We start from the raw sequence: 21541 nt of genomic DNA, 5'->3' as shown, positions 1-21541 counted from the left end.
GCTTATTTGCCCGTGCGGCCGGATCCCAATCCGCTGATGACGGTGCCGAGCTGGGTGATGGCCGCGCCGACATCCTTCAGCGAGTCGAGGCGCTTCTGCTCGGTGTCGCGTTCGAGGTCGGAAAGCCTCGCCTGCAGCGCGGTGAGCTCGTTGGTGAAGTCGGCCTGCATCTGCTTCAGCGATGCCTGCATCTCCTCGCGCAGACCCGAGAGGTTGGTCTCGAGCGAGCGTTGCGCGCCGCCGAACAGGAGGTCGCGGACCTGATCGATCGCCGCCATGCCATGCGCCGCCGGATCCGCGCCGTTGCCGGCCGCCGGAGCGTCTGCCGGTCCGTCCGTACCCTTGGTCTGGCGCTCGATACCCTTCATGGTGATTTCCTGCTTACTCATAGCCGCGCAATCCGGACCTGCCGCTTCAAAAAGCAAATCCGAAACAACCCTATAGCCAATTTTGCGGGCGCGGCCCAGAGAAAGGCGAGCAATCTCAGCAAGATCAACCGCTTGGTTGGGCGGTCGAGGGCAATTATTTCTAGTAAGTTATTGCCTTTATTGCGAGTTCCGTACGGTTCTTGACCTGGCATTTCTCCAGGATGGTACTGACATAGTTCTTCACCGTGCCCTCGGCCAAATGCAGCCGCTCGCCGATCTCGGTATTGCTCTTGCCCTCGACGATCAGCGTGAGAATTTCATTCTCCCGCGCCGTCAGCCCGTCGCGAACCGGCAGCTTCGCCGAGACGCGCGGGCCGCGCAGCCGCTTGAACTCGTCGAGGATGCGCGCCGCGACACCGGGCGAAAGCCCGGACTGGCCGTTGATGACCGCGCGGATCGTCGATGCGATCTCCTCCATCCTGGCATCCTTCAGGAGATACGCCTTGGCACCCGCGCTGACCGCCTCGAAGATCAGGTCGTTGGTCTCGAATGTCGTCAGCACCACGATATGGGTCTGCGGCAGCTCGCGGAGAATCCGCTGGGTCGCCGCAATGCCGTCGACACGCGGCATCTGCAGGTCCATCAGGATGACGTCCGGCCGATAGCGCCGCGCAAACTCGATGGCCTGCTCGCCGTCGGCCGCGCCGGGAAGGATCTCGAAATCGTCGTTCTGCTGGGCAAGCAGTGTGGCGATACCTTCCCTGATCAGGGTCTGATCCTCGGCGATCAGCACCCGTACCTTCTCAATCCTGCTCACGGGCTTCCGTCATCCTCTCGAAGGTCCTGTTGTCTTGTTGGTCGCGTTTTCTTGACGCGAACCGGTACCCACTTCGCTCGAAAACGCTCCGATTGCGCGGCTACGACATCAATCGGCCAGCACGCCGGCAGACGCCGCCGGCGGCACCGCTACGGGGAGCGATATCCGGACCAGCGTTCCCTGTCCGGGCGCGCTCTCCACCGCGCAGCTTCCGCCGACAAGTTCAGCAAATTCGGCCATTCCGATCAATCCGAAATGTCCGGGATGAGGGACCGCGGGATCGAAGCCATGGCCATCGTCGCGGATCTCGACGACGAGCTTCCGGCCGACCGCCGCCGGCGCCTCGAAGGCGTGAAAGGAGACACGGCGTGCCTGCGCATGGGCCTGGACGTTGCGCAGCGCCTCGCTGAGGATGCGCTGAACCGTCAATCCGCAATCGCGCAAGCCGGCACGCGCCGCTTCGTCGATCTGGATCGACACCCTGACGCCGCTGCGTGCGGCGAAGTCGCTGAGCAGTCCCTCGACATCGGGATCGAGCTTCAGATCGTCTGACGTGCGCAGCCGATCGATCGCCTCGCGGGCGCGCGCGAGGCCACTCGCGGCGGCATCTTCCGCGGTCGCAAGGCTGTCCGCCACGCGCGCGGGATCGGCCGACAGATAATGCCTGATCAGCCGGATCTGGGTCAGCAGCGCAACGATCGAATGCACCAGCGTATCGTGCAGATCGCGCGCCAGCCGCAGCCGCGTCCGCGCCAGGGAGGCAAAGCGCACCTCCGCGCTCGCCGCCTCGAGCTGCTGCTCCATCAGGCGGCGGGCCCGGCGTTCGCTGCCGAGCAGCGTTTCCACCTGACGTCCGGCGAAGTCCGGCATCGCGATGACGAAATAGTGCGACTGCGCGCCATTCCACAGCACGACCGCCGTCATCGGCTGCGTGATGTCAGGCGACGCGCCGCGCACGCCGGCCAGCGCGATCGTGTCCCGCTGGCCGCCGGCGAGCGCCGCCAGTTCGGCTTCCATACCGACCAGCAGCATGCACTCGCAGCAATCGACGCCGATTGCGGGAAGCCATTCCACCAGCCGGCCGATCTTCCGCTGCATGCTGCGGTCGGCGCCGATGATGGCGAGGCCGATGACGTTGGCTTCCGCGGCCGCAAGCAAATCCGCGCTCAGATTGATCATGCGTTGCCCATCACTCAGCGAGCAGCCCACTCTGGCGTAAGCCGGCGGCGGCCGCAAACGAATATGACTTTCGTCATGACCGATCCTGACCTTCGTCAGATGCCGCCGCCGCTCGAAATGCGGTTCTGTCCACGGATGAGCAACAGCGCAAGCCATGATGTGCCACATGACGGCGTCCATGGCGATGCCGGCCGGTCGCCGGGCCTCGCGGAAGGTCGTCGTGCCAGTCGGCCAGGGTGTGAGCTGACAATGAAGGGCGCGCCACGGAGATCGTCGGACATCGAGCTGCGCATGTTGGCGGAAGCGGAGAAGCCCGCGCGGCGCCGGCGCCTGAGCGCGACCCAGAAGGTGGCGTTGCAGGAAGCGCTCACCGGCCGCCTGCAGCTCTACCCGCGCGGATATGCCGCGAGCAAGACCGGCCCGTTCCACTCACGACGCGCCATTCTCGGTCTGGTGCGCGCCGGCCTGATGAGCCTCAGCGCGACAGCACGCTATGCGGCCGTGACCAAGCGTGCGCGGGACACCTACGCAGCCCCGTCGACCAGCGAGAGCGAATAAGCGCACGTCAACGGGGCGTCGCGCATCTTCCGCCGACGCTCAATCCGGCAAGGGCGCGCCCCAGCTTGCCGTCACGTTGCCGCCGAGCCGTGGATTATTCAAAGGCCGTCTCGCGCGGAGGATCGCCGGCAAGTCCGGACCGTGAAACCGGGCGTAGTACGGCTCCATCCAGGCCAGGTCGCCCTGGAACGTCCAAGCGAAGAGCTGCTGCGGAACCTGGGTGAGAGCGCTGAAACTGCGCTCATCCTTGACGGCGCGCACGATCACGGCGGCGAGCCGGTGGATCGCTCCATTGTTCTCGGCATAGAGGTCGATGTTCCGCCGGCTCGCGAGTTCGGCGCAGAACACCAACGGAGTGAGCGCAAAGTTGTGGTAGTGCAGCGCGCGCTCGCCGCGTTTCAGCTCGCGCTCCAGTTCGCCATGCGGGCCGATATCCCTGATGCCCTGACGCGCGCGAGCGATGCCGGCATCGACCAGATCACCCCGGTCCGTCAGGCTGCCGATCGACATCAGATCGAGCCCGGCCCAATAGACCAGATTGTTGCCGAGGTGGTTGATGCGATCGGCATCGCGGGTTTCCTCGGCAATCCGGATCAGCCACGGCTTGATCTGCTGGAAGCGTTGGTCGGCTTTGATCGATGTCACAGGGAAGCGCAGCAGCGCGAGCGCGAAATCGGTCCCGGCCCAGGAGCGTTCGAAATCGCCCTGATAATTGGCGCCGATCGTCAGCAGGGCACTTCCCCTCGCCCAGCCCGCCAGCAGGTCCATGACGCAATCAAGATCGCGTTCATCGGCCGCCTTGTTGACCTGCGCAATAAACGCGTGCAGCGGCTTGATGGCTTCCGCATAACCACTCGCATCCTGGTAAATGCCCGGCGGATCGATCGACGTCAGCGCCGGCGGCGCCTCGCACGTTCGAGTCGCTGCCGGCCGCGCGAGGCAAGCAAGAGCGATCGACAAGCCGATCGCGACGAAACGGATGTCATGCTTCATTGAAGGAACTCGGCGAGCCACCGCGGGGAAGACACGCCACGTCGTGAGCGCCGGTGCAGTCATCGACAACCGCGCACGGGAAGACAACAAAATCTAAAGTGATGCGCTCGCGAGACCGGATTCAGGCGCGGTTCAGGGTTGCGCCATGGTCCAGCAAGGCTCGGCCGAAGCGCCGACGATCACGGCAATATGAAGCTAATCTGCGAAGATAATCTTTACAGTTTTCCTGCATATATGCCATCAATACCGGCATGAACAGTTCACCGGCCCGTACCGGCTCGGCGCGGACATCCGCGCTCGCCGAAGACCTTCGCCTGTTGATCGGAACGCTGAAGCGGCGGCTGCGCGAGCAGGGTCAGCGCGACGACATGCCGCCTTCCCAGGTCGCGGTGCTGCTGCGCCTCGAAAGGGACGGCCCGGCGACCGTGTCCAGCCTGGCGCGGTCGGAGGGCATGCGTCCGCAGTCGATGAGCTCGGCGATCGCAGCGCTCGAGGCGGCGGGCTTGGTGCGCGGCGCGCCCGATCCGGACGACGGCCGCCAGACCATCATGTCGCTCACCGAGAGTTGTCGCGAGCGGCTGCGCACCGGCCGCGCCGCGCGGCAGGACTGGCTGTCGCGCACCATCGCCGCGCGGCTGTCGGCGCGGGAACAGGATGAACTCGCCGCCGCGGTCGGCTTGCTGAAGCGGCTGGTCGCGGACTGACGCCGCACCGATCGCGAGACACATCCGGTTGAAAGGAGACGATCATGGCCCTTACGACGCTCGATCCGATCACCGCCCTCATCGTCGTCGATCTGCAGACCGGGCTCGCCGGCGCGCCCTTCCTCCATCCGTTCGGAGGTGTGGTGGTGCGCGCCTGCGCGCTCATCACTGCGTTTCGGCGGCGCGGACTGCCGATCGTGCTGGTCAATGTCGACGGTGTAGCGCCCGGACGAACCGAGCGGCCGCGCCACGACGGCGCATTTCCCGACGGCTGGACCGACCTGCTCCCGGAACTTGACCGGCAGCCGGGCGATATCGTGGTGACCAAGCGGACCTGGGGCGCCTTTGCCAGCACCGATCTCGAGACCCGACTGAAAGCCCGCGGCGTCACGCATGTCGTGGTCGCCGGCGTTGCCACCGGCACCGGCGTCGAATCCACTGCACGGCAAGCCTTTGAGGCCGGCTTCAACGTCACGCTCGCGATCGACGCCATGACCGATGCGCGGCCGAACGCCCATGACTACAGCATCGAGCATGTATTCCCGCGGCTCGGCGAAACCGGCTCGACGCAGGCGATCATCGATCTGCTTGAAAGGACCCACGCGCATGAACTGGCTTGACCTCGTCGCCTACTTCTTCGGCGGCGCCTTCCTCACCAATGCGATCCCGCATGTCGTCGCCGGCATGATGGGCGAGCCGTTCCAGAGCCCGTTCGCAAAGCCGCCGGGCGAGGGCCTGTCCTCATCGACCGTCAACATCGTGTGGGGCTTCTTCAATCTCTTCGTCGGCTATCTGCTGGTCTGCCGCGTCGGCGAATTCGCCCTCCGCAACACAAGCGATGTCGCGGCCGTCGGTCTCGGCGGACTTCTATTCGGTATCGTCATGGCGCGGCGGTTCGGACGGTTTCACGGCGGGAACGACCCTCAGCGAACATGAGACGCGTATTCCGATCACTCGCGAGCTTCAATTACCGGGTCTGGGCGGCCGGCGCGCTGGTGTCCAACATCGGCACCTGGATGCAGCGCGCCGCCCAGGACTGGCTGGTCCTCACCCAGCTGACAAATCATAGCGCCTCCGCCGTCGGCATCGTGATGGCGCTCCAATTCGGCCCGCAGCTGCTGCTGATGCCCTGGTCGGGCCTCGCAGCCGATCGCTTCAACCAGCGGCGGCTCCTGATGGCGACGCAGGCGACGATGGGCACGCTGTCGCTCGTCCTCGGCATCCTCACCGTCACCGGGCTGGTCCAGCTCTGGCACGTCTATGTGTTCGCGTTTCTGTTCGGCTGCAGCGCGGCGCTCGACGCCCCAGTCCGCCAGACCTTCGTGGCCGAGCTGGTAGGCGATAAAGACCTGTCGAACGCCATCGCGCTGAACTCGACCTCGTTCAATGCCGCGCGCATGGTCGGCCCCGCGATGGCCGGCCTGCTCATCGCCTCGGTCGGCACCGGCTGGGCGTTCCTGTTCAACGGGGCGTCCTTCATGGCGGTGCTGACCTCGCTGTGCCTGCTGCGCAAATCCGAGCTTCGGCCGAATGCGCGCGCACTCCGCACCAGGGGCGGCATCACGGAAGGATTTCAGTATGTCTGGTCCCGCTCCGATCTCAGGGCGACCCTCGTCATGCTGTTCCTGATCGGCACCTTCGGGCTGAATTTTCCGATCTTCATCTCGACCATGGCGGTCGGCGTCTTCCATACCGACGCGCGCGGCTTTGGCCTGTTGTCATCGATGATGGCGATCGGCACGATGTCGGGAGCGCTGCTGGCGGCGACCCGCGACCGGCCGCGCTTTGTCGCGTTGATGCTGGGCTCCGCGGTCTTCGGCGTTGGCTGCACCATGGCCGCACTGGCGCCGAATTACTGGCTGTTTGCCGCCGCCCTCGTCGTGATCGGCATCGCTTCGTTGACGGTCTTGAATACCTCGAACGCACTGATGCAGCTCTCGACCGAGCCGGCGATGCGCGGGCGCGTGATGGCGCTGCGGCTCGGCGTTGCGCTCGGCGGCACGCCGATCGGTGCACCGATCGTCGGCTGGGTCGCCGATCATCTCGGCCCGCGCTGGGCGCTCGGCGTCGGCGCCGCCGCGGGCTTTGCCGCGGCACTCGTCGCGCTCGGCATGCTCTCGCGGGCAAACGCCGCGGCCGGGTATGGCCGTGGACAAGGCAGCTTGCCGCCGGCCGAATGAGGGCCATCGCGGAGCTCTATCCGTGTCATTGCGAGCCACCCGGCCAGCGCGAAGCGCCGCCGGATGACAGGCTCCGCGAAGCAATCCATCGTTTCCGCCAAGGCGAAAAGATCGATTGCTTCAACGCAGAATCGCTTCTCTCCAAACGCTCTGGCGTCCGGGCCGACGATCTCAGGCCGATTTGTTCGGACGAACGCTGGCGCGGAACTCCTCGAAACTTTCCTTCATGCGATCCTGGATGATCTTGACCGCATCGGTGGTGGACTGCCGCGCCGTCGACGCGCTGTCCTGGGCACCCTTCACCGCGATGTCGAACATCTTGCGGGCGAACTCGGTCTGCAGAGCGAGGTTCTCGTGGACCTTGCCGAGCGGCTTGTATTCGCGCGCCAGCGTCGAGGCCTCACGCAAGCCCGCCTCCAGCACCTCGCGCTGCTTCTGCGCCACCGATTGCGCGCCCTGCGCCGCGACCTTCGCGCTCTGGCCGAGCGCCTCGAGGTTCTTCTTCTGGGTCTGCAGCAGTTCGTCCACGTTCAGCTTCGGCAAACCGAGATCAGTACCGAACTTCCGCAGCATATCGATATATGAGCTGTTATCCGTCATGATAGCCTCCTGTGGTTACGAGTTCTGGCGCCCGTCTCCGGACGTTGGAATGAGATCCCTGAGGTAACTGGTCGTGCGCGACAGCAGGGTCGACGACGTGGCGTGGTGGCTTTCGTCGGCGAGAAACGCCTCGATCAGGCCAGCGGTCTCCGCCGGCCGCGTCACCATGAACAGATGCCCGTCGTCGATTAGGTGCAACTCGGCATTCGGGATCAGGCTCGCCATGATCTGACCGTTGATCGGAGGAACCAGCGGATCGTCGCGGCCCATCAGGATCAGCGTCGGCTGCGGAAGCGACCACAGCCAGGGCAGGCTGGTCCAGCCGGTCATCGCCAGCAGCTGATAGAAGTAACCCATGCTGCGCGCGCCATGCATCGCGGCCGCATGCCGGCCGATCAGTGACGGGTCATCGCGAAACGCCCCGCCATAGATGTCGGCGGCGATGCTCTTCATATAACCCTTGTCGGTGTAGCGGCGCGGCGTCGCCATCTTCCACAGCACCGAGGGGCTTGCCGGCACCATGGTGAAACCCGGTGCGGTCGCGGCTAGCACCAGCCTGCGGCAGCGCTTCGGAAACTGATGCGCGAATTGCTGCGCGATGCCTCCGCCCCAGGACACGCCGGCGACGTCGACTTCAACATAGCCCAGCTCGGCAACGAGCTCGGCAGCAAGCCGCGCCAGTGTCGACGGGCGATAGGGCCACGCCGGCCTTGGCGAGCCGCCGACGCCGGGCACATCAAAGATGATGGCTGACGTGCCGGTGAGCGCATCGAGGAACGGCTTCGCCAGCTCCCAATTGGCGCCGATGCCGTTGAACAGCAGCAGCGGCGGCCCGCGGCCGTCGCCGTGCCGGATCGCGATCTGAAGCAGCTGGCCATCGATCGAGACCTGCCGCGTCTCGATCGCGCCGCGCTGCGCGCCCGCCGTATCGGCGCTGGTAGTATCCTCAGTCAAAGACGTAGCTTCCTGGTGCGTTCGTAAGGGGCGGATGGCGCTCGCTGCCGAGCGAAGTGGGCGCACTGATCTCGTCGCCCGAGCGCGGCTGCAGCCAGTCGCGCCAGTCGAGCCACCAGCTGCCCTTGCGCTTCTCGGCCGAGGCCATGAACGCGTCGGGTTTGTCGGCAGAAACCGGCCCGATCATGAAGGACGCTTTCGGATTGCTCGGCGGATTGAGCAGGCTCTGCAGGTGCCCGCTGTTCGACAGCACGAAGGTGGTGCCCTCACCCATGATCTGGGCCGTCTTGTAGACGCCCTTCCACGGCGTGATGTGGTCGGTCACCCCAGCGACGACGTAGCTGTCGGCCTTGACCTTGCTCATGTCGATGGTCTTGTCGTTGAGCGTAAGCTTGCCGGCGTTGACGAACGGATTGGAGAAATAGAGGTCGAGATAGTCGCCGTGCAGCGCCGCCGGCAGGCGGGTCGTATCGGCGTTCCAGTACAGGATGTCGAACGCCGGCGGCTGGTTGCCGAGCAGATAGTTGTTGACCCAGTAGTTCCAGATCAGGTCGTTGGGCCGCATCCAGGCGAACATCCGCGCCAGGTCGTGCCCGTCGACGATGCCGCGCAGCTGCGAGGACGCCTTCGCCGCCCGCATGGTCTCGGGCGTCATCAGGCAGCCGAACGCGCTCTCCTCGGCCGAGTTAGGATCGAGCAGGCAGACCGCCAGCACCAGGTTCTTGATCTTCTTTTCGGCGGCGGAGCCGAGCGTCGAGAAATAGGCCGTCGCCGTGATGCCGCCGGAGCAGGATCCCATCATCGAGACGTCTTCACTGCCGGAAATCTCGCGCGCCGCGTCGACCGCCTCGTCCAGCGCCGCGACATAGGTGTCGAGCCCCCAGTCACGATGCGCCGCGGTCGGATTGCGCCAGCTCACCGCAAAGACCTGGATGCCGCTCTCCAGCAGGAAGCGCACCATGCTCTTGTCCGGCGAAAGGTCGAGCGCGTAGTACTTGTTGATCTGCGGCGGGGTGATCACCAGCGGCCGCTTCCTGACCGTCGGCGTCGTCGGCGTGTACTGGATCAGCTCCAGCAGCTCGTTGCGGAAGATGACCGCGCCGGGCGTGGTCGCGAGGTTCTCGCCGACCTTGAAGGCCTTCATGTCGACCATCGACGGCATGCCGCGATTCTGCGTCAGGTCGCCGATATAGTTCTTCAGCCCGCTCCACAGGCTTTGCCCACCGGTGTCGATGAACTTGCGGACCGCCGCCGGGTTGGTGATCATCGTGTTGGTCGGCGCCACCGCATCGATCAGGATTTCCGTGATCAGATGCGCGCGCTGCTTGTCGATGTCGCTGAGGCTGGTCTTGTCGACCAGGCCGTTGACCGCTTCGCCCCAGGCCAGATAGGCCTTGAGCAGGCCTGAGTGCAGCGAGCTCTCCTTCCAGGTCGGATCGGCAAATCGCTTGTCGCCCGCCTTCGGCGCGCGCTCCGACTTGCCGGCGGCGATGGAGCCGAGCTCGCTGACGAACGACAGCCACTGTTCGGTCGCGACCTTCGGTTCGTTGATGACGGCCTTGAACAGGATACCGGCGCCCTCGACCAGATCCTGGCCCTGGATGCCGACCAGTGGATTGAGCGCCAGCGTGTTGCGCGACGCGGCCTCGGACATGTCAGGAGCCGGCTGATCGGCGGTGCTTTTTTCCGTACTCATTGCTTTGCTCCCGCTGCGGGAATCAGAAGTGCCAGCGTCTCGGCGATCAGGGCGGGCTTCTCCGATCCCTCGACCTCCAGCGTGTTGAGGGTCTTCATGATCACCTGGCCGCCGTCCCTCGGCTCGATGCCGGACAACACGACCCGCAGCCGCACCCGCGCGCCTGCCAGCACCGGCGCCAGGAAGCGGACCTTGTCGACCCCGTAGTTCAGCCCCGCGGCGGCATCGCGCGGAATGATGCCGACCTGCATCGCCAGCGGCGCGACCATCGCGAGCGTCAGATAGCCATGCGCGATCGGACCGCGGAACGGACTTTCGCGCTTCGCCCGCTCAACGTCGACGTGAATCCATTGGTGATCGCCGGTGCAGGATGCGAACGTGTCGATGCGCTGCTGATCGATCGTGACCCAATCGGAAAGTCCGAGCTCCTTGCCAACGTGTTCGCCCAGCCCGGCCATTGTGAGGTTGCTCATCTTGTTGTCCTCCTCGAATTTTTCTTAGGCATGCTCGTCCTCTCACATGTCGCCGTATTGCTCGCGCAGCTCCTTCTTGTTGATCTTGCCGACGCTGGTCTTGGGAATGCTGTCGATGAACAGGATCGTCCCGGGGATGCCGTATTTCGAGATCACGCCCTGATCGGCGAATACCTTGAGATGGTCCTTGATCACGGCTTCGCTGACGCCGTCGGCACCGGAGGGCTTCTTGACGACCAGCGCGAGCGGCCGCTCGCCCCATTTGTCGTCCTTGACACCGATCACTGCCGCCTCGGCAACGCCGGCGCATTGCGAGATCAGGTCCTCGATCTGCAGCGAGGAGACCCATTCGCCGCCGGTCTTGATCACGTCCTTGATCCGGTCGGTAATGTGGACGTAGCCACCCGGGCTGACCACCGCGATATCGCTGGTGTGCAGATAGCCGCCGGCCCACAGTTGCTCCGAACCTTCGGGATTGTTGTAGTAGCCTTGGGTGAGCCAGGGCGCGCGCAGCACGATCTCGCCGGCGGACTTGCCGTCATGCGGGATGTCTTTCATGTCGGGGTCGACGATGCGCAGGTCGACCAGCGGACCGGCGATACCGGCCCGGGTGCGGAATTCGACCTCGCCGTCGGGATCGCCGCCGAGATCCCTGGAGCTGACGTGGGACACCGCGGCCAGCGGACCGGTCTCCGACATGCCGTAACCGGCGAAGATGTCGATGCCGGCCTCCATCGCCTGCTTGGCCAGCGCCTTCGGCAAGGCGGAGCCGCCGATCACCATCTTGAGGCCATTGAGATCGACCTTTGCCGCCGCAGCGGCGTTGAGCAGCATCTGCAGGATGGTCGGCACCCCATGGGTGAACGTGACGCCTTCGCTCTTGATCAGCTTGACCAGCATCGCCGGCTCGTAGCGGCCGGGATAGACCTGCTTGGTGCCGGCAAGCGTCGCCGACCACGGAAAGCCCCAGGCGTGCACGTGGAACATCGGCGTGATCGGCATATAGACGTCGTCGCGCGAGAAGCGTCCCTGCGACCCCGCCATGCCGAACAGCGCCAGTCCCGCGATCGTGTGCAGCACGAGCTGGCGGTGGCTGTAGTAGACGCCCTTCGGCAGCCCGGTGGTGCCCGTCGTGTAGAAGGTGGTGGCCTGGGTGTTCTCGTCGAAATCGGGAAAGTCGTAGTCGGGCGAGGCTGCCGCGAGCAGGCTCTCATATTCGCCGATGAAGGACAGGCTGCCGGTCTGCGGCGCCGGCCGGTCCGACATCACGATCATCCGCTTCACATTCGGGAGCTGTCCCTTCATGCCTTCCAGCAATCCGACGAACTCGTCGTTGACGAGCAGCGTCGACGCGCCGGCGTGGTTGATCGTGTAGGCGATCTGCTCGGGCGACAGGCGGACGTTCACCGTCTGCAGTACCGCGCCCATCATCGGGATCGCGAAGAACGCTTCGAGGAAGCGATGGCTGTCCCATTCGAGCACGCCGACGGTATCGCCGGGCTCGACGCCGGCCTTGCTTAGCGCCGAGGCGAGGCGGCCGATCCGCTCTCTGGTCTGTCGATAGGTCTGACGCTTGAGATCGCGATAGACGATCTCCTGGTCGGGCGCCTGCACACGCGGCGTGTGCCAAAGCTGCTTGAAGATGAGCGGATATTGATACGCGGATGGGGCAGTCTGAATCAGCCTTCCAACCATGGAAGCCTCCCTCGACCTGGCATGTCCTCCGACCGTTGCGTCCGCAGTTCTGAGCGAGCGGATCGTGTGGTCTGCCGTCTTGCGTCACAACGGTCCGACCGTGTGACATTATGCCTAAGCCTCGCGTGATGCCCGAGATTTGTGAAGGTCCGAATCGGACACGGGCGGGGTCTTAAGCGGACAGACTGCTCTCATCGACAGCAACGGTCTTGGCCAAAATTGCCCTCTTTGGCAGCTTCACCGTCGTGTCGCCGCCCGCCATTCTTGCTGCTGCGCAGCATCGATGCCCCATTGATAAGCCTTGGATAAGGCTTGGGTTGTGCCGCGAACCGGCTATGTTCCGGGCTGTTGGCGGGCGGGAATTGGCTTTGCCCGGATATTGCGATGTCCTGCTTCCGGACCGAAGGAAAGGCTGGTTCACCTTGCAACCAACCGTGCGACTGAAGACGCCTGGGGGCTCTCGCAACGACATCCTGACCGTTGGCACCCGCGACAAGGTCTATGAGGCGACCAAGCTTGGCGCCGTCTTCGACATGCTGGCCGGCGCCGGCGTCCCGGCCGACGCCATCCTGCGCGACACGAACATTCCATTGGCCGAGGTTCATTCGCCGCAGGCGCGGATCTCGCTGACACAGCTGCTGACCGTCTGTCAGAACGCTTTGCGCCTGTCGAAGGACCGCCATCTGCCCTATCGCATCGGCGCATCGATCCACGTCTCGACATACGGAATGTACGGCTATGCGCTGCTGTGCTGCCCGGACTTTCGCAAGGCGATGGAATTTGCGATGCGCTACCACGCGCTCGCGGCGCCGCTGGCGGCAATCGACTTCAGCGAGGACAAGGCCCATGCGCGATGGACCATCGAGCCCAATCTGCACGCGCTGGCCGATTCCGCGCTCTACCGGTTCATCGCCGAGATGCAGATCGGCATCCACATCTCGCTGATGCGCGACGTCATGGGGCCGGGCTTCACCCCAACCGAAATCACGCTCGCCTATCCGCACGGCTCGGACTTCGATCTTCCGCTCGATCACGTCGGATGCCCGGTGCAGTTCGATCAGCCGGCCAACCAGATCGTGTTCAAGGCGCAATGGCTGGATCGGAGCGCCGATCTCGGCAACAAGACGACGTATCCGACCATCGTGGCCTTGTGCGACGACTTGCTGGGGGACCTGAGGCTACGGACCGGGGTTGCCGGGAAAATCCGTGCCATCCTGCTTCGCGACATCGCAAATCCCCCGACTTTCGAGGCGATCGCGAAGCAGCTCGGAATGAACGACCGGTCGCTGCGGCGCCAGCTTCGTCAGCAGGGCTTTTCCTTCCGCGGACTGCACGACGAGTTGCGGACCCAGCTTGCGCTGAAATATCTCCGCAACACGACGCTGGCCAACGAAGATATCGCATTGGCACTCGGCTTCAGCGACGCGGCGAACTTCAGGCGCGCGTTCCACCGGTGGACCAACAAGGCACCGAGCGATATCCGCGGCGAATAACTGCCGGCTGCGATCGCTCACGGTCCCGCTTGCGAGAACCCGACGCATCTTCGGTTCTGATTGAGTCAGAACCGTAGCTCCGGATTCTTGTTTGACGCGTTTTCTTCACGCGAACCGGGGTCCACTTCGCTCGAAAACGTTCTAATAGGCGTAGGATGTCTTGCCCGGCTGCACGGTCAGCCGAAAGGCGACATCGGTCGAACCGTCCATCAGCTCGATCGTGTGGTCGCACACCAGGCATCGAAACTCACCGGCGACGCCGCCCTTCGACGTCAATTCGATCCGGCGATAGCCGGCCTGGCAATGGGGGCACGTCACGTCAGATTTTCGCATGGAATCAGCAAACCGTTGCTCTCTCTATTTTCCATATGCCCATCGTCAGAAATGTGACGGCGTCACGATCTGTGAGAGACAGAAGCGCCTTCGCGCGGATTATCGATGACTGTAAACCGGCGCCGCCGGGCGATAGGGAAACGCCGAGACCCCGAAGTTGCGGCCATATTGCTGCTGCACCGCCGGGACGTTGACCACGCCCACCTTGAGGTCCTGCGATTTCGCGTCGATCGGCGGCGTGTTGGTCACGGGCGGATTGACCTGATCGACCTGCTTCTTCAGCCGCTCGTTGATGCAACCGAGCGAGGCCGCATCGCCGCAGCGCTCGGCCGGCGCGCTGCCGCTACCTCTTGCCGCAGCCCGGCCGGCGCCGCCATTGGTGTCGCGGTTGAGGTTGAGGGCCGGCGGCGGTGTGCCGACGACAATTTCCGGCAGCGGCGTGTGCTGCTGCGTCTGCGCTTCCGCCTGCATCGCCGACAATCCGGCAACGGCGACGGCCAACATGATCACTTTCATCGGTGCTGCTCCTTGCAGAACCAGAGCTGTTTCAAACGATAGGAATCCGGGGACAGATATCAAGCGAGGATAGGCAACGCCATGAACATGAGAGGCGCGGCCTTGCTATTTCCCTCCCCGGGCCTGGATCACAAGCGCGTTCAGCCGCGTGTTGAGCGCGACGAGATCGACGCGCCCGATGCGTCCGCCGCCGCCGAGGCACTTGCGGCCACATCCGCCGCCGCTGCCACCACCGCCGCCGCGCCCGGGTTCACCGAAGGTTGCGACCGGTACGGTTCCCGTCACCCGAAAACCGCGGGCAAACAGCCGGGCGCGCACCGCCACGCAATAATTCACCGACAGATAGGAGAAGCGGGTCTCGCCGTGGCCCGCGCGGTACTTCATGACAGCAGTGCACAGGTCGCCGCCGGCAAGGCGCCACGCCTGTGCAAGGTACATGACACCGAGGTGAATGTTGTTTTCGGGAATGGCGAGTTCGGCAAGCGAGCCGGAGAAACCGAGCATGCGCGCGGTCGAAGGCAACAGCTGCATCAGCCCGATTTCGCCGACGCCGCCGATCACGTCGGGATTGTAGCCGCTCTCCACGCCCATCACCGCCTCGGCGATCTCCGGCGCGAGCCCGCTTCCCGCCGCCTCCTTCTCGATCAGCGCGCGATAGCGCATGCGCGCGTCCGACAGCCCGGGCTGGCTTCCCGGCGGAGGCGGGAGTGTTTTGGCGCCGGCGTCCTTCGGCGCGGCCGGCTTCGGCGGCTCGACCGGCAGCTTTGCCGTGACATCGGCGGAAGGCTCGGCCTGGTCGACGGCGGCAAAGCGCGTGCTGAACGATGACGCCGGCGTCTCGCCTTCGGCATGAACGGGCTGCGCAAGACAGAACGCAAGTGCAAATGCGCCAGCGACGTAGTTGCCCCGACGACGCGCAGGATCGATCAGCTTCCGCGTTCGGCGGAAGCTGATCGCCTTCATCGTGGGGGCGTCGTCGTTCATCGGTCGCTTGCGATCCTGATGGTGGCGCGTCGGCGCATGACTACTGGATGGTGGGGACAGCCCCCGCTTCCGCGCCGCGCTCATGCGACGGCTGCTGGGCCGGCGCAGCGGGCTGCGGGGCGGCCGCAGCCGCGCCGTTGCGCACGGCGAGCTTCGGCAGCTCCTCGCGCAGATAGGCGATCAGCTCCTGAACCAGCCGGTCCCAGATCTCGATCTGCGCGCGGACAAAGTTCGGCGCCACCCCGCCGGCGACGGAGACGTCGAGGCAGAACATCAGGAACGGCTGGCTGTACTGCAGCCGTCCGAACCGCCGCGTCGTGTTCCAGCGATTGACGAGGTCGAGCGGCAGCTCGCCCTGCACTTGAAGTGTGGTGACCAGCGTGGCGTCGACAAAGCTCTGTTCCTCGCCGACCAGCTGGTTTCCCGGCCGGATCTCGAAGCCGAGCCCCGCGGTCGCCGAGCGCAGATAGGTCGTGTTGGCGACCGGATCGGTCAGCGTTTCGACGCGATAGCCGACGCTCTGGAAGCTGTCGCGCAATCCTTCGATGGTCAGGCTGGTGATGGTCTCGGACATTGTGGTCTCCGTATTACTTCTTCGATGCGTCGAGCAGGCTCGACAGCGCGAGTTCGTTGAGGACGGGCGGATGCTGCTTCAGCAGCTCGGCGAGATAGGCTCGCCGCATCATGTTCGACCGCTCGGAGCGGATCTGCAGCACCAGCTGGTCGCGCACTTCCGGCAAGGTGCGGGTGTAGGACGCCTTGGTGTCGATCAGCTTGATGATGTGCCAGCCGTCGTCGAGCTTGATCGGCTCCGACACGCTGTTCTTGGCGAGCCCCATCACCTGGCTGCGGATCTCCGGACGGATCTGGGTCTCGGCAACCCATCCGAGGTCGCCTGCATCCTTGGCGGCGTTGTTGTCGCCGCGCGCGATCGCGGCGAAATCCGCCCCGGGCGCCTTCAGCTTGCGCTGCACGTCGTCGAGCTCCTGCCGCGCCTTGTCCTCGGCGGCCTTGTCGCCCTCCTTCGGAGCGGCGATGAAGATCTGCGAGAGCTGGAATTGCCGCGGCATCAGGAATGCGGCGCGATTGGCCTCATAGACCTTTTGCAGATCGTCCTCGCTCGGGAAGTTCGTCGGCGGCGTCGAGACCGATTGCAGATAGAGCTCGACCACCGCGCCCTCGCGGGCCCGCTCCAGCTGCGCCGCGATGGCCGGTTGCTGATCCCACTTCTTCGCCACTGCCTCTTGCAGCACGAGGCGGTTGGCAAGCAGCAGCCGGACCGCCTGGCTGAGCATCGCTGGATCCTTGGCGAGCGCAGCCTGCTCGCGCGGCGCAAGCGCTGCGACATAGCTGCGCAGATCGTCGGCCGAGATATTGGTCTCGCCGACGCGCGCGATGACATTCTCCGGAGCGGTGGCGGGCTTCGGCGCGGCCGCGACCGGAGCCGGCGCGGGCGCGGCGGCGGCTTGCGCCTGCGCCGCGGGCTGCGGCTGCGGTTTCCTGACCGGAGCCTGCACCGTGCGCGGCGCGGGAGCCTGGGTCTGGGCCGATGCATCGATCGGCGCAACGAAGGTTGCGACGACGGCGGCGAGGCCGATCGAGCGAAGCGGCTTCGCGATAGTGGCGGTCGTCATGGGTTCACCTTCTGATCGAGGAACTTGTCCTGGCTTTCCTGCAGCTGGTTCTGGATCTCGACCCGGCGCTGCTGAATCATCGGCTCGCGCGAGACCACGATCTCGCCGATGGTCAGGTCCTTGTAGCGCTGCACCATCTCCTTGCCGGCCTTGACCAGCTGGGTGTTCTTGGCGATGCAGCTCTTGGTGCTGGCCTTGTAGGCGGTGGCCTCACCTTCGAACTTGGCGCGCTCGGCATCCTTGGAGCGGGCGACGGTAGCCGCCTCCTCATAGGCCGACTTCCACTTCTCCAGCGTCTCATCGCGCTCGGCGAGCCGCTGATTGAACTCGTCGACCGCGTCGCGATGTTCCTTGTCGGCCTTCTTAAGCTGCGCCTTGAGGTCGTCGACCTCCTTCTTGGCCGCCGCCTTCTCGCGATCGGCGTCGGCGATCTTTGCTTGCATCGCCGTACGCTGGTCTTCCAGCGCGCGGGTCTGCGCCGTCGCGCTGCGCAGGGCCTCGCGCAGGCGGTCGGTCTCGGACTGGGCGAATGCGGTACCGGAGCTCAATGCTCCGACCACCATCATCAGGACAAAGAGTGCGATGCGCATGGTCAGAACTTCGCGTTGAGGTCGACTTGCAGGACGTCGACGGCATAGGGGCTGCCGGCGATGCTGTTGGCGCTCATCCAGCGCAAGGTCGCCCAGACATTCTCGCCGAGACCGATATTGCCGCCGACGAAATAGCCCTTGAGGTTGGTGCCGCCGAGACCGAAGTCGGAGTCTGCGAAGGCATCGATGGTGGCGTCGGATTCCAGGTATTTGTAGCCGGCGTGAACGTTCCAATCCCAGAGGTGCTTGATCTCCCGGTTGCCGACGGTGACGCGGCCGAGCCAGCCCTGATTGCCGCCGTTGAATGCGCCGGGCGTGGTGCCGCCATCCGGGCTCGGTCCGCGATTGTTCATCAGCACGCCGTAGGTTGCGGCCGCGGCGTTCATGAACGAGCGGCTGAACGCGGTGTTGTAGACATACTCGCCGTCGAGCACGATGTGAGCCGGATGGAAGTGTCCGAGATCGAGCTGTCCGCTGACGACCACCGGGCGATACTGGCTGACCAGTCCGAAATATTCGAACTGATTGATCTGGCCGCCATTGTTACCCGTCCCGATCGGATCGGCGATGATCTGGCGCAGCGGGAAATAGGTGTTGCCCTTCTGCGCGAAGCCCGGCCGCGTCAGGTCGGTATTGCAGACGTCAGACGCCGAGGTGATCCGGCAAGGGCTGGAGAACTGGCCCTGAACGTTGTCGAAATCGTAGAACGCAACGCCGAAGCGGAATGCGTATTCCGGGCTGAAGCGGGCATTGAAACCGACCTGGCCTCCGAACAGCCATTTGTCGTGGCTCGGAAACTTGCTCGGCGGTGAATTCAGATTGCTCGGATCGACCGGCAGGTTGTTGCCGGCGTTGAAATCGGTGTTGTAGATCGGGAACGCACCGCCCACCACGAACGGCGTGAAGCCTTCCCACACCTCGTGCTTGGCCTGAACGGCAAAGCCGTCGAAGCCGAGCTCCTTGTACCAGACGAGATCGGTCGGCGACCAGAATGGATTGTCGATACGGCCTGCGGAGATCCTGAGATCGTCGCCCCACGTCTGCCAGTTGATGTAGCCGCGGTCGAGCCAGACGCCATACTTCGAGAAGTTGCCCGCGCCGCCGCCAAGAGTCTGGTTGGTCGACACCGGCGAGTTGTTCTCGCCGGTCGCAATGCGCAGGCCGGCCGAGAACCCGTACAGCAGATCCGCTTCCATGCCGAGCCGGCCGCGGAAGCGGAACTGGTTGCGATCCTGCGTGGCGTCGTAGGTCGGCCCGAACGTGGTGCTCGAGATGTCATAGGGCGAGCCGGAATTGATCGCGTTGTAGTTGGCGGCGCCAGCCTGGTCGTTGCCAGCAGGGAAATAGTTGCCCTGATAGCGCACGCGCGCATCGCCGTAGAAGCGGATGCGTTGCGCCCATTCCGGGTAGGTTCCGGGCGACGCCCAGTTTTCTTTCTGCGCCTTGGCCATCACCTCCTGCTTAATCTCTTCCCGTAACTGTCTTTTGACGACTTCGGGAACGTAGGTGACGTGGCGGGTGCCGGGCGGCTGCGCCGCCGCAGCGGCCGCGGTTGCGGCCTTGGTGGCGTCGTCGGCCTTGGCCGTGGCATCCTTTGCGGCCTGGCGGGAGACATAGGCTTCGTCCTCGGCCTGCTTGATCAGCGCCTGGGCCTGCTCCTCCTTGAGGACACCCTGCTGCACCAGCAGATTGACGAGGTTGACGGTGGCGTTCGACGATGTCGGCTTGGTGCTCGACACTTTCGGCTTCTTGACATCGGTCTTGGCATCGGTGCGCTTCGCCGCAGCGGCGGGAGCCTGGTCGGAAACCTGGTCCGCGGTCTGGCCCACGGCCGGCGTTGCGCAGGCAAGCGCGCCCAGCGACACCGCAAGCGGCAACGCGCGCCATTCTGCGTGAGCTCGTTTCTTAAACATCAGTCCCCCAGTTCTCACTCGCACAATTGAAGTTCGCAGGTTGGTCGTTCGTAGGTTGGTCGTCGATTGATCGTCAGCTCGGCCGCCGCGCGGTCACGCGCGTGACGACCGGCATCGGCATGTCCTTGGGTGGTGGTTCGCGCAGCGTCAGCTGGCCGATCACCTCGTTGCGCAGCGCCGCATCGACCTCCGGACTGCCGGACGACGGCGTCAGGACGACGCGGGTGATGTGGCCGGAGCCGTCCACCCACAGCCGCACCTGGATCTGCGTCGCCATGTTGCGCGTCTTCGGATTGGCGCGGATCGCGGCCTCGATCTGCGAGGTGATGATGGTGGCGTACCAGCCGAAGCGGCTGCCGCCTCCGCCGCCACCGCCATACGGGCTGCCGCCGGGCTTGCCGCCGAGATTGAACAGATCGCCGGGGCCGGTCGGCTTGGCATCGAGCGACAGCGGACCGGGCGGCTCGTCGTTCTTGGCGTCCTTGGCCGGCTCGTCCTTCGGCTTGTCGACCGGCTTCTCTTCCTTGAACTCGGGCTCCGCCATCTTGGGCTGCTCGATCATCTTCTGCTCGGGCTGCGGCTGGGGCGGCGGAGGCGGAGGTGGCGGCGGCAGCGTCACATTGACGATGGTGAGATCGCGCACCTGGCGCGGCGGCGGCATGTCGTCGTGGCCGAGGAAGAAATAGACGATGCCGCCAAGGAACAGCGCGATCACCGCCACAACCGCGCCGTAACGCAGCAGCGCACTGCGCTCGCCCTTGCGGGCGGCCGTGCTGTTGCGGGCGGGCGCCGGCGCCGCGGCAGTTGCGGGCGCCGCGGCAGCCTCGTGATCGTCGGTCGGCGGCGTAGGGCGCGCGGCCTGTGCGTTCTGGTCCCGCATCGGCGCGTTCATGGCGCGGCCTCCACCGAGGCGCGATCGCGCAACCTGTCATTGACGTACTGCGTGACGAAGCTGGCGAGCGCGCCGAAGTCCGTGGTTTTCAGGATGACCTTGGTGTCAGGGCCTGCTTCGATCGCGGCGTGAAAGGTCTCGATCTCGCTCAAATAGTCCACATAGGCCGACGCGTCGATCGAGAGGCGGGCCCACGGGCACCGCGAGATCGTCAGCCACAACGGATCGCCAGCGGGCTCGCGGCCGGCGACGTACCTGCGCAACGCATCCGCGAGCTTGACCAGCAGGGCCTCGCCGTGAAGCGGAAATGCCACCACCTCGCCGCGCGGTTCCTCGCGCAGGTCCGCGGCAAGCGGCGCCAGCGGGAGCTCCGCGCCGATACCGGGGCGGATCGACGCCTGCGACACCGGCTCGGCGCGCGTGACATCCGCGGCACCGCAGCCGTGATCGCAACCTTGATCGGACGATCGCATCATGCTGCTCAGCCACGACCGCAGCGTCTTGCGCTCGGTCAGTGGGAAAGGTGATGGCTGGGTGATCATGGCGTCGCTTCCCGGCCCGCTCACTTCACGAGCGGCTTGGTGGCGAGGCCGACCTGGCTCAGGCCGATGCGGCTGAGCAGGTCGAACACATCCATCACGCTCTGGTACTGCGCCTGCGCGTCGCCGCGCAGCACCACAGGGAATTCCGGCGTCAGCGCCTTCTGCTGGATCAGCCGCTGCTCGAGCTCGGGCAGCGTGACCGGGATCGTGTCGAGGAAGATCTTGCCGTCATTGGCAACCGTGATCGCCTTGGTGGTCTGGGTCGCAAGGCTCGGCGCTGCCGAGGCCTTCGGCAGATTGACCTTCTGCCCCTGCACGGTCGCGGTCGTCATGATGATGAAGATCACCAGCAGCACGTAGGCGAGGTCCAACATCGGCGTGATGTTGATATCGTCATAGGGTTTGGAATCGGCCTGGATCTGCATCG

At 65.0% G+C, this 21541-nt stretch carries 25 protein-coding genes; 6 read left to right on the top strand and 19 right to left on the bottom strand.

Annotation, left to right across the window (positions count from 1 at the left end):
- Positions 1-2: 2 nt before the first annotated feature.
- The 3 genes from AKN84_RS06910 to AKN84_RS06900 all read right to left on the bottom strand — a co-directional run bounded on the left by AKN84_RS06910 (position 3) and on the right by AKN84_RS06900 (position 2364).
- Complete coding sequence (locus AKN84_RS06910; protein WP_244484964.1) at positions 3-389, bottom strand: hypothetical protein; 387 nt, start codon at positions 387-389, stop codon at positions 3-5.
- A 139-nt stretch (positions 390-528) separates the two neighbouring features.
- Positions 529-1185, bottom strand: a complete 657-nt coding sequence (locus AKN84_RS06905) for a response regulator transcription factor (protein ID WP_021079504.1) — start codon at positions 1183-1185, stop codon at positions 529-531.
- A 108-nt stretch (positions 1186-1293) separates the two neighbouring features.
- Entirely contained in the window at positions 1294-2364 is a 1071-nt protein-coding gene (locus AKN84_RS06900; RefSeq protein ID WP_050419978.1) for a histidine kinase, read from the bottom strand.
- A 249-nt stretch (positions 2365-2613) separates the two neighbouring features.
- Between AKN84_RS06900 and AKN84_RS06895 the strand changes: the two genes are divergently transcribed.
- Entirely contained in the window at positions 2614-2922 is a 309-nt protein-coding gene (locus tag AKN84_RS06895) for a hypothetical protein (RefSeq protein WP_244484963.1), read from the top strand.
- A gap of 39 nt (positions 2923-2961) precedes the next feature.
- Here the strand turns inward: AKN84_RS06895 and AKN84_RS06890 are convergent, their stop codons facing one another.
- Complete coding sequence (locus AKN84_RS06890; protein WP_050419977.1) at positions 2962-3915, bottom strand: alginate lyase family protein; 954 nt, start codon at positions 3913-3915, stop codon at positions 2962-2964.
- A gap of 251 nt (positions 3916-4166) precedes the next feature.
- Here AKN84_RS06890 and AKN84_RS06885 point away from each other — a divergent pair, with 251 nt between their 5' ends.
- The 4 genes from AKN84_RS06885 to AKN84_RS06870 are packed head-to-tail and all read left to right on the top strand — an operon-like array spanning position 4167 to position 6799.
- Positions 4167-4619 carry a MarR family winged helix-turn-helix transcriptional regulator gene (locus AKN84_RS06885; RefSeq protein ID WP_050419976.1) on the top strand — a complete coding sequence of 151 codons (453 nt, stop codon included), beginning with the start codon at positions 4167-4169 and terminating at the stop codon, positions 4617-4619.
- Positions 4620-4663: 44 nt separating this feature from the next.
- Entirely contained in the window at positions 4664-5239 is a 576-nt protein-coding gene (locus AKN84_RS06880) for an isochorismatase family protein (protein ID WP_050419975.1), read from the top strand.
- Entirely contained in the window at positions 5226-5555 is a 330-nt protein-coding gene (locus tag AKN84_RS06875; RefSeq protein WP_050419974.1) for a hypothetical protein, read from the top strand. The genes AKN84_RS06880 and AKN84_RS06875 overlap by 14 nt, the downstream gene beginning before the upstream one ends.
- On the top strand, positions 5552-6799 hold the full coding sequence (locus tag AKN84_RS06870; RefSeq protein WP_050419973.1) for an MFS transporter: 1248 nt from the start codon (positions 5552-5554) through the stop codon (positions 6797-6799). The genes AKN84_RS06875 and AKN84_RS06870 overlap by 4 nt, the downstream gene beginning before the upstream one ends.
- Positions 6800-6970: 171 nt before the next feature.
- Here the strand turns inward: AKN84_RS06870 and AKN84_RS06865 are convergent, their stop codons facing one another.
- From AKN84_RS06865 to AKN84_RS06845, 5 genes are read right to left on the bottom strand one after another with little or no spacing between them, the layout of a single operon-like run.
- Positions 6971-7399 (bottom strand): phasin family protein, encoded by a 429-nt coding sequence (locus AKN84_RS06865; RefSeq protein ID WP_050419972.1) that lies wholly within the window; start codon positions 7397-7399, stop codon positions 6971-6973.
- A gap of 15 nt (positions 7400-7414) precedes the next feature.
- Positions 7415-8353: a poly(3-hydroxyalkanoate) depolymerase gene (gene phaZ, locus AKN84_RS06860; protein WP_128970503.1), complete on the bottom strand. Its 939-nt coding sequence runs from the start codon at positions 8351-8353 to the stop codon at positions 7415-7417.
- The gene (locus AKN84_RS06855; protein ID WP_050419971.1) at positions 8346-10049 is read right to left on the bottom strand and encodes an alpha/beta fold hydrolase; all 1704 of its coding nucleotides are present in this window, start codon (positions 10047-10049) and stop codon (positions 8346-8348) included. The genes phaZ and AKN84_RS06855 overlap by 8 nt, the downstream gene beginning before the upstream one ends.
- Positions 10046-10522 (bottom strand): MaoC family dehydratase, encoded by a 477-nt coding sequence (locus AKN84_RS06850; protein WP_050419970.1) that lies wholly within the window; start codon positions 10520-10522, stop codon positions 10046-10048. The genes AKN84_RS06855 and AKN84_RS06850 overlap by 4 nt, the downstream gene beginning before the upstream one ends.
- Before the next feature lie 42 nt (positions 10523-10564).
- A complete protein-coding gene (locus AKN84_RS06845; protein ID WP_050419969.1) occupies positions 10565-12217 on the bottom strand; it encodes a fatty acid--CoA ligase in 1653 nt (550 codons plus the stop codon).
- 434 nt (positions 12218-12651) lie between these two features.
- Between AKN84_RS06845 and AKN84_RS06840 the strand changes: the two genes are divergently transcribed.
- A complete protein-coding gene (locus AKN84_RS06840) occupies positions 12652-13710 on the top strand; it encodes an AraC family transcriptional regulator (RefSeq protein ID WP_162240846.1) in 1059 nt (352 codons plus the stop codon).
- Positions 13711-13851: 141 nt separating this feature from the next.
- Here AKN84_RS06840 and AKN84_RS06835 read toward each other — a convergent pair whose 3' ends face one another.
- The 10 genes from AKN84_RS06835 to AKN84_RS06790 all read right to left on the bottom strand — a co-directional run bounded on the left by AKN84_RS06835 (position 13852) and on the right by AKN84_RS06790 (position 21539).
- Positions 13852-14028: an MJ0042-type zinc finger domain-containing protein gene (locus AKN84_RS06835; RefSeq protein WP_244484962.1), complete on the bottom strand. Its 177-nt coding sequence runs from the start codon at positions 14026-14028 to the stop codon at positions 13852-13854.
- Between the two features lie 114 nt (positions 14029-14142).
- Positions 14143-14559, bottom strand: a complete 417-nt coding sequence (locus AKN84_RS48775; protein ID WP_244484961.1) for a hypothetical protein — start codon at positions 14557-14559, stop codon at positions 14143-14145.
- Positions 14560-14664: 105 nt separating this feature from the next.
- On the bottom strand, positions 14665-15543 hold the full coding sequence (locus AKN84_RS44680) for a lytic transglycosylase domain-containing protein (protein WP_244484960.1): 879 nt from the start codon (positions 15541-15543) through the stop codon (positions 14665-14667).
- Between the two features lie 40 nt (positions 15544-15583).
- A complete protein-coding gene (locus AKN84_RS06820; protein ID WP_050419966.1) occupies positions 15584-16117 on the bottom strand; it encodes a YbjN domain-containing protein in 534 nt (177 codons plus the stop codon).
- A 13-nt stretch (positions 16118-16130) separates the two neighbouring features.
- Positions 16131-17177, bottom strand: coding sequence for a peptidylprolyl isomerase (locus AKN84_RS06815; RefSeq protein WP_050419965.1), 1047 nt, complete (start codon positions 17175-17177; stop codon positions 16131-16133).
- A complete protein-coding gene (locus AKN84_RS06810) occupies positions 17174-17767 on the bottom strand; it encodes a hypothetical protein (RefSeq protein ID WP_050419964.1) in 594 nt (197 codons plus the stop codon). Before AKN84_RS06810 ends, AKN84_RS06815 begins: the two co-directional genes overlap by 4 nt.
- A 2-nt stretch (positions 17768-17769) precedes the next feature.
- The gene (locus AKN84_RS06805) at positions 17770-19680 is read right to left on the bottom strand and encodes a putative porin (RefSeq protein ID WP_050419963.1); all 1911 of its coding nucleotides are present in this window, start codon (positions 19678-19680) and stop codon (positions 17770-17772) included.
- A 73-nt stretch (positions 19681-19753) separates the two neighbouring features.
- Entirely contained in the window at positions 19754-20572 is an 819-nt protein-coding gene (locus AKN84_RS06800; protein WP_244484959.1) for a TonB C-terminal domain-containing protein, read from the bottom strand.
- The gene (locus tag AKN84_RS06795; protein WP_244484958.1) at positions 20569-21114 is read right to left on the bottom strand and encodes a hypothetical protein; all 546 of its coding nucleotides are present in this window, start codon (positions 21112-21114) and stop codon (positions 20569-20571) included. The genes AKN84_RS06800 and AKN84_RS06795 overlap by 4 nt, the downstream gene beginning before the upstream one ends.
- Positions 21115-21134: 20 nt before the next feature.
- Positions 21135-21539 carry an ExbD/TolR family protein gene (locus tag AKN84_RS06790; RefSeq protein WP_021079532.1) on the bottom strand — a complete coding sequence of 135 codons (405 nt, stop codon included), beginning with the start codon at positions 21537-21539 and terminating at the stop codon, positions 21135-21137.
- Between the last annotated feature and the right edge of the window lie 2 nt (positions 21540-21541).

Source organism: Bradyrhizobium tropiciagri (assembly GCF_001189845.1).
Classification (GTDB): Bacteria; Pseudomonadota; Alphaproteobacteria; order Rhizobiales; family Xanthobacteraceae; genus Bradyrhizobium; species Bradyrhizobium tropiciagri.
The sequence above is the reverse complement of the archived record's forward strand: the minus strand, read 5'-3'. Positions and strand labels throughout refer to the sequence as shown.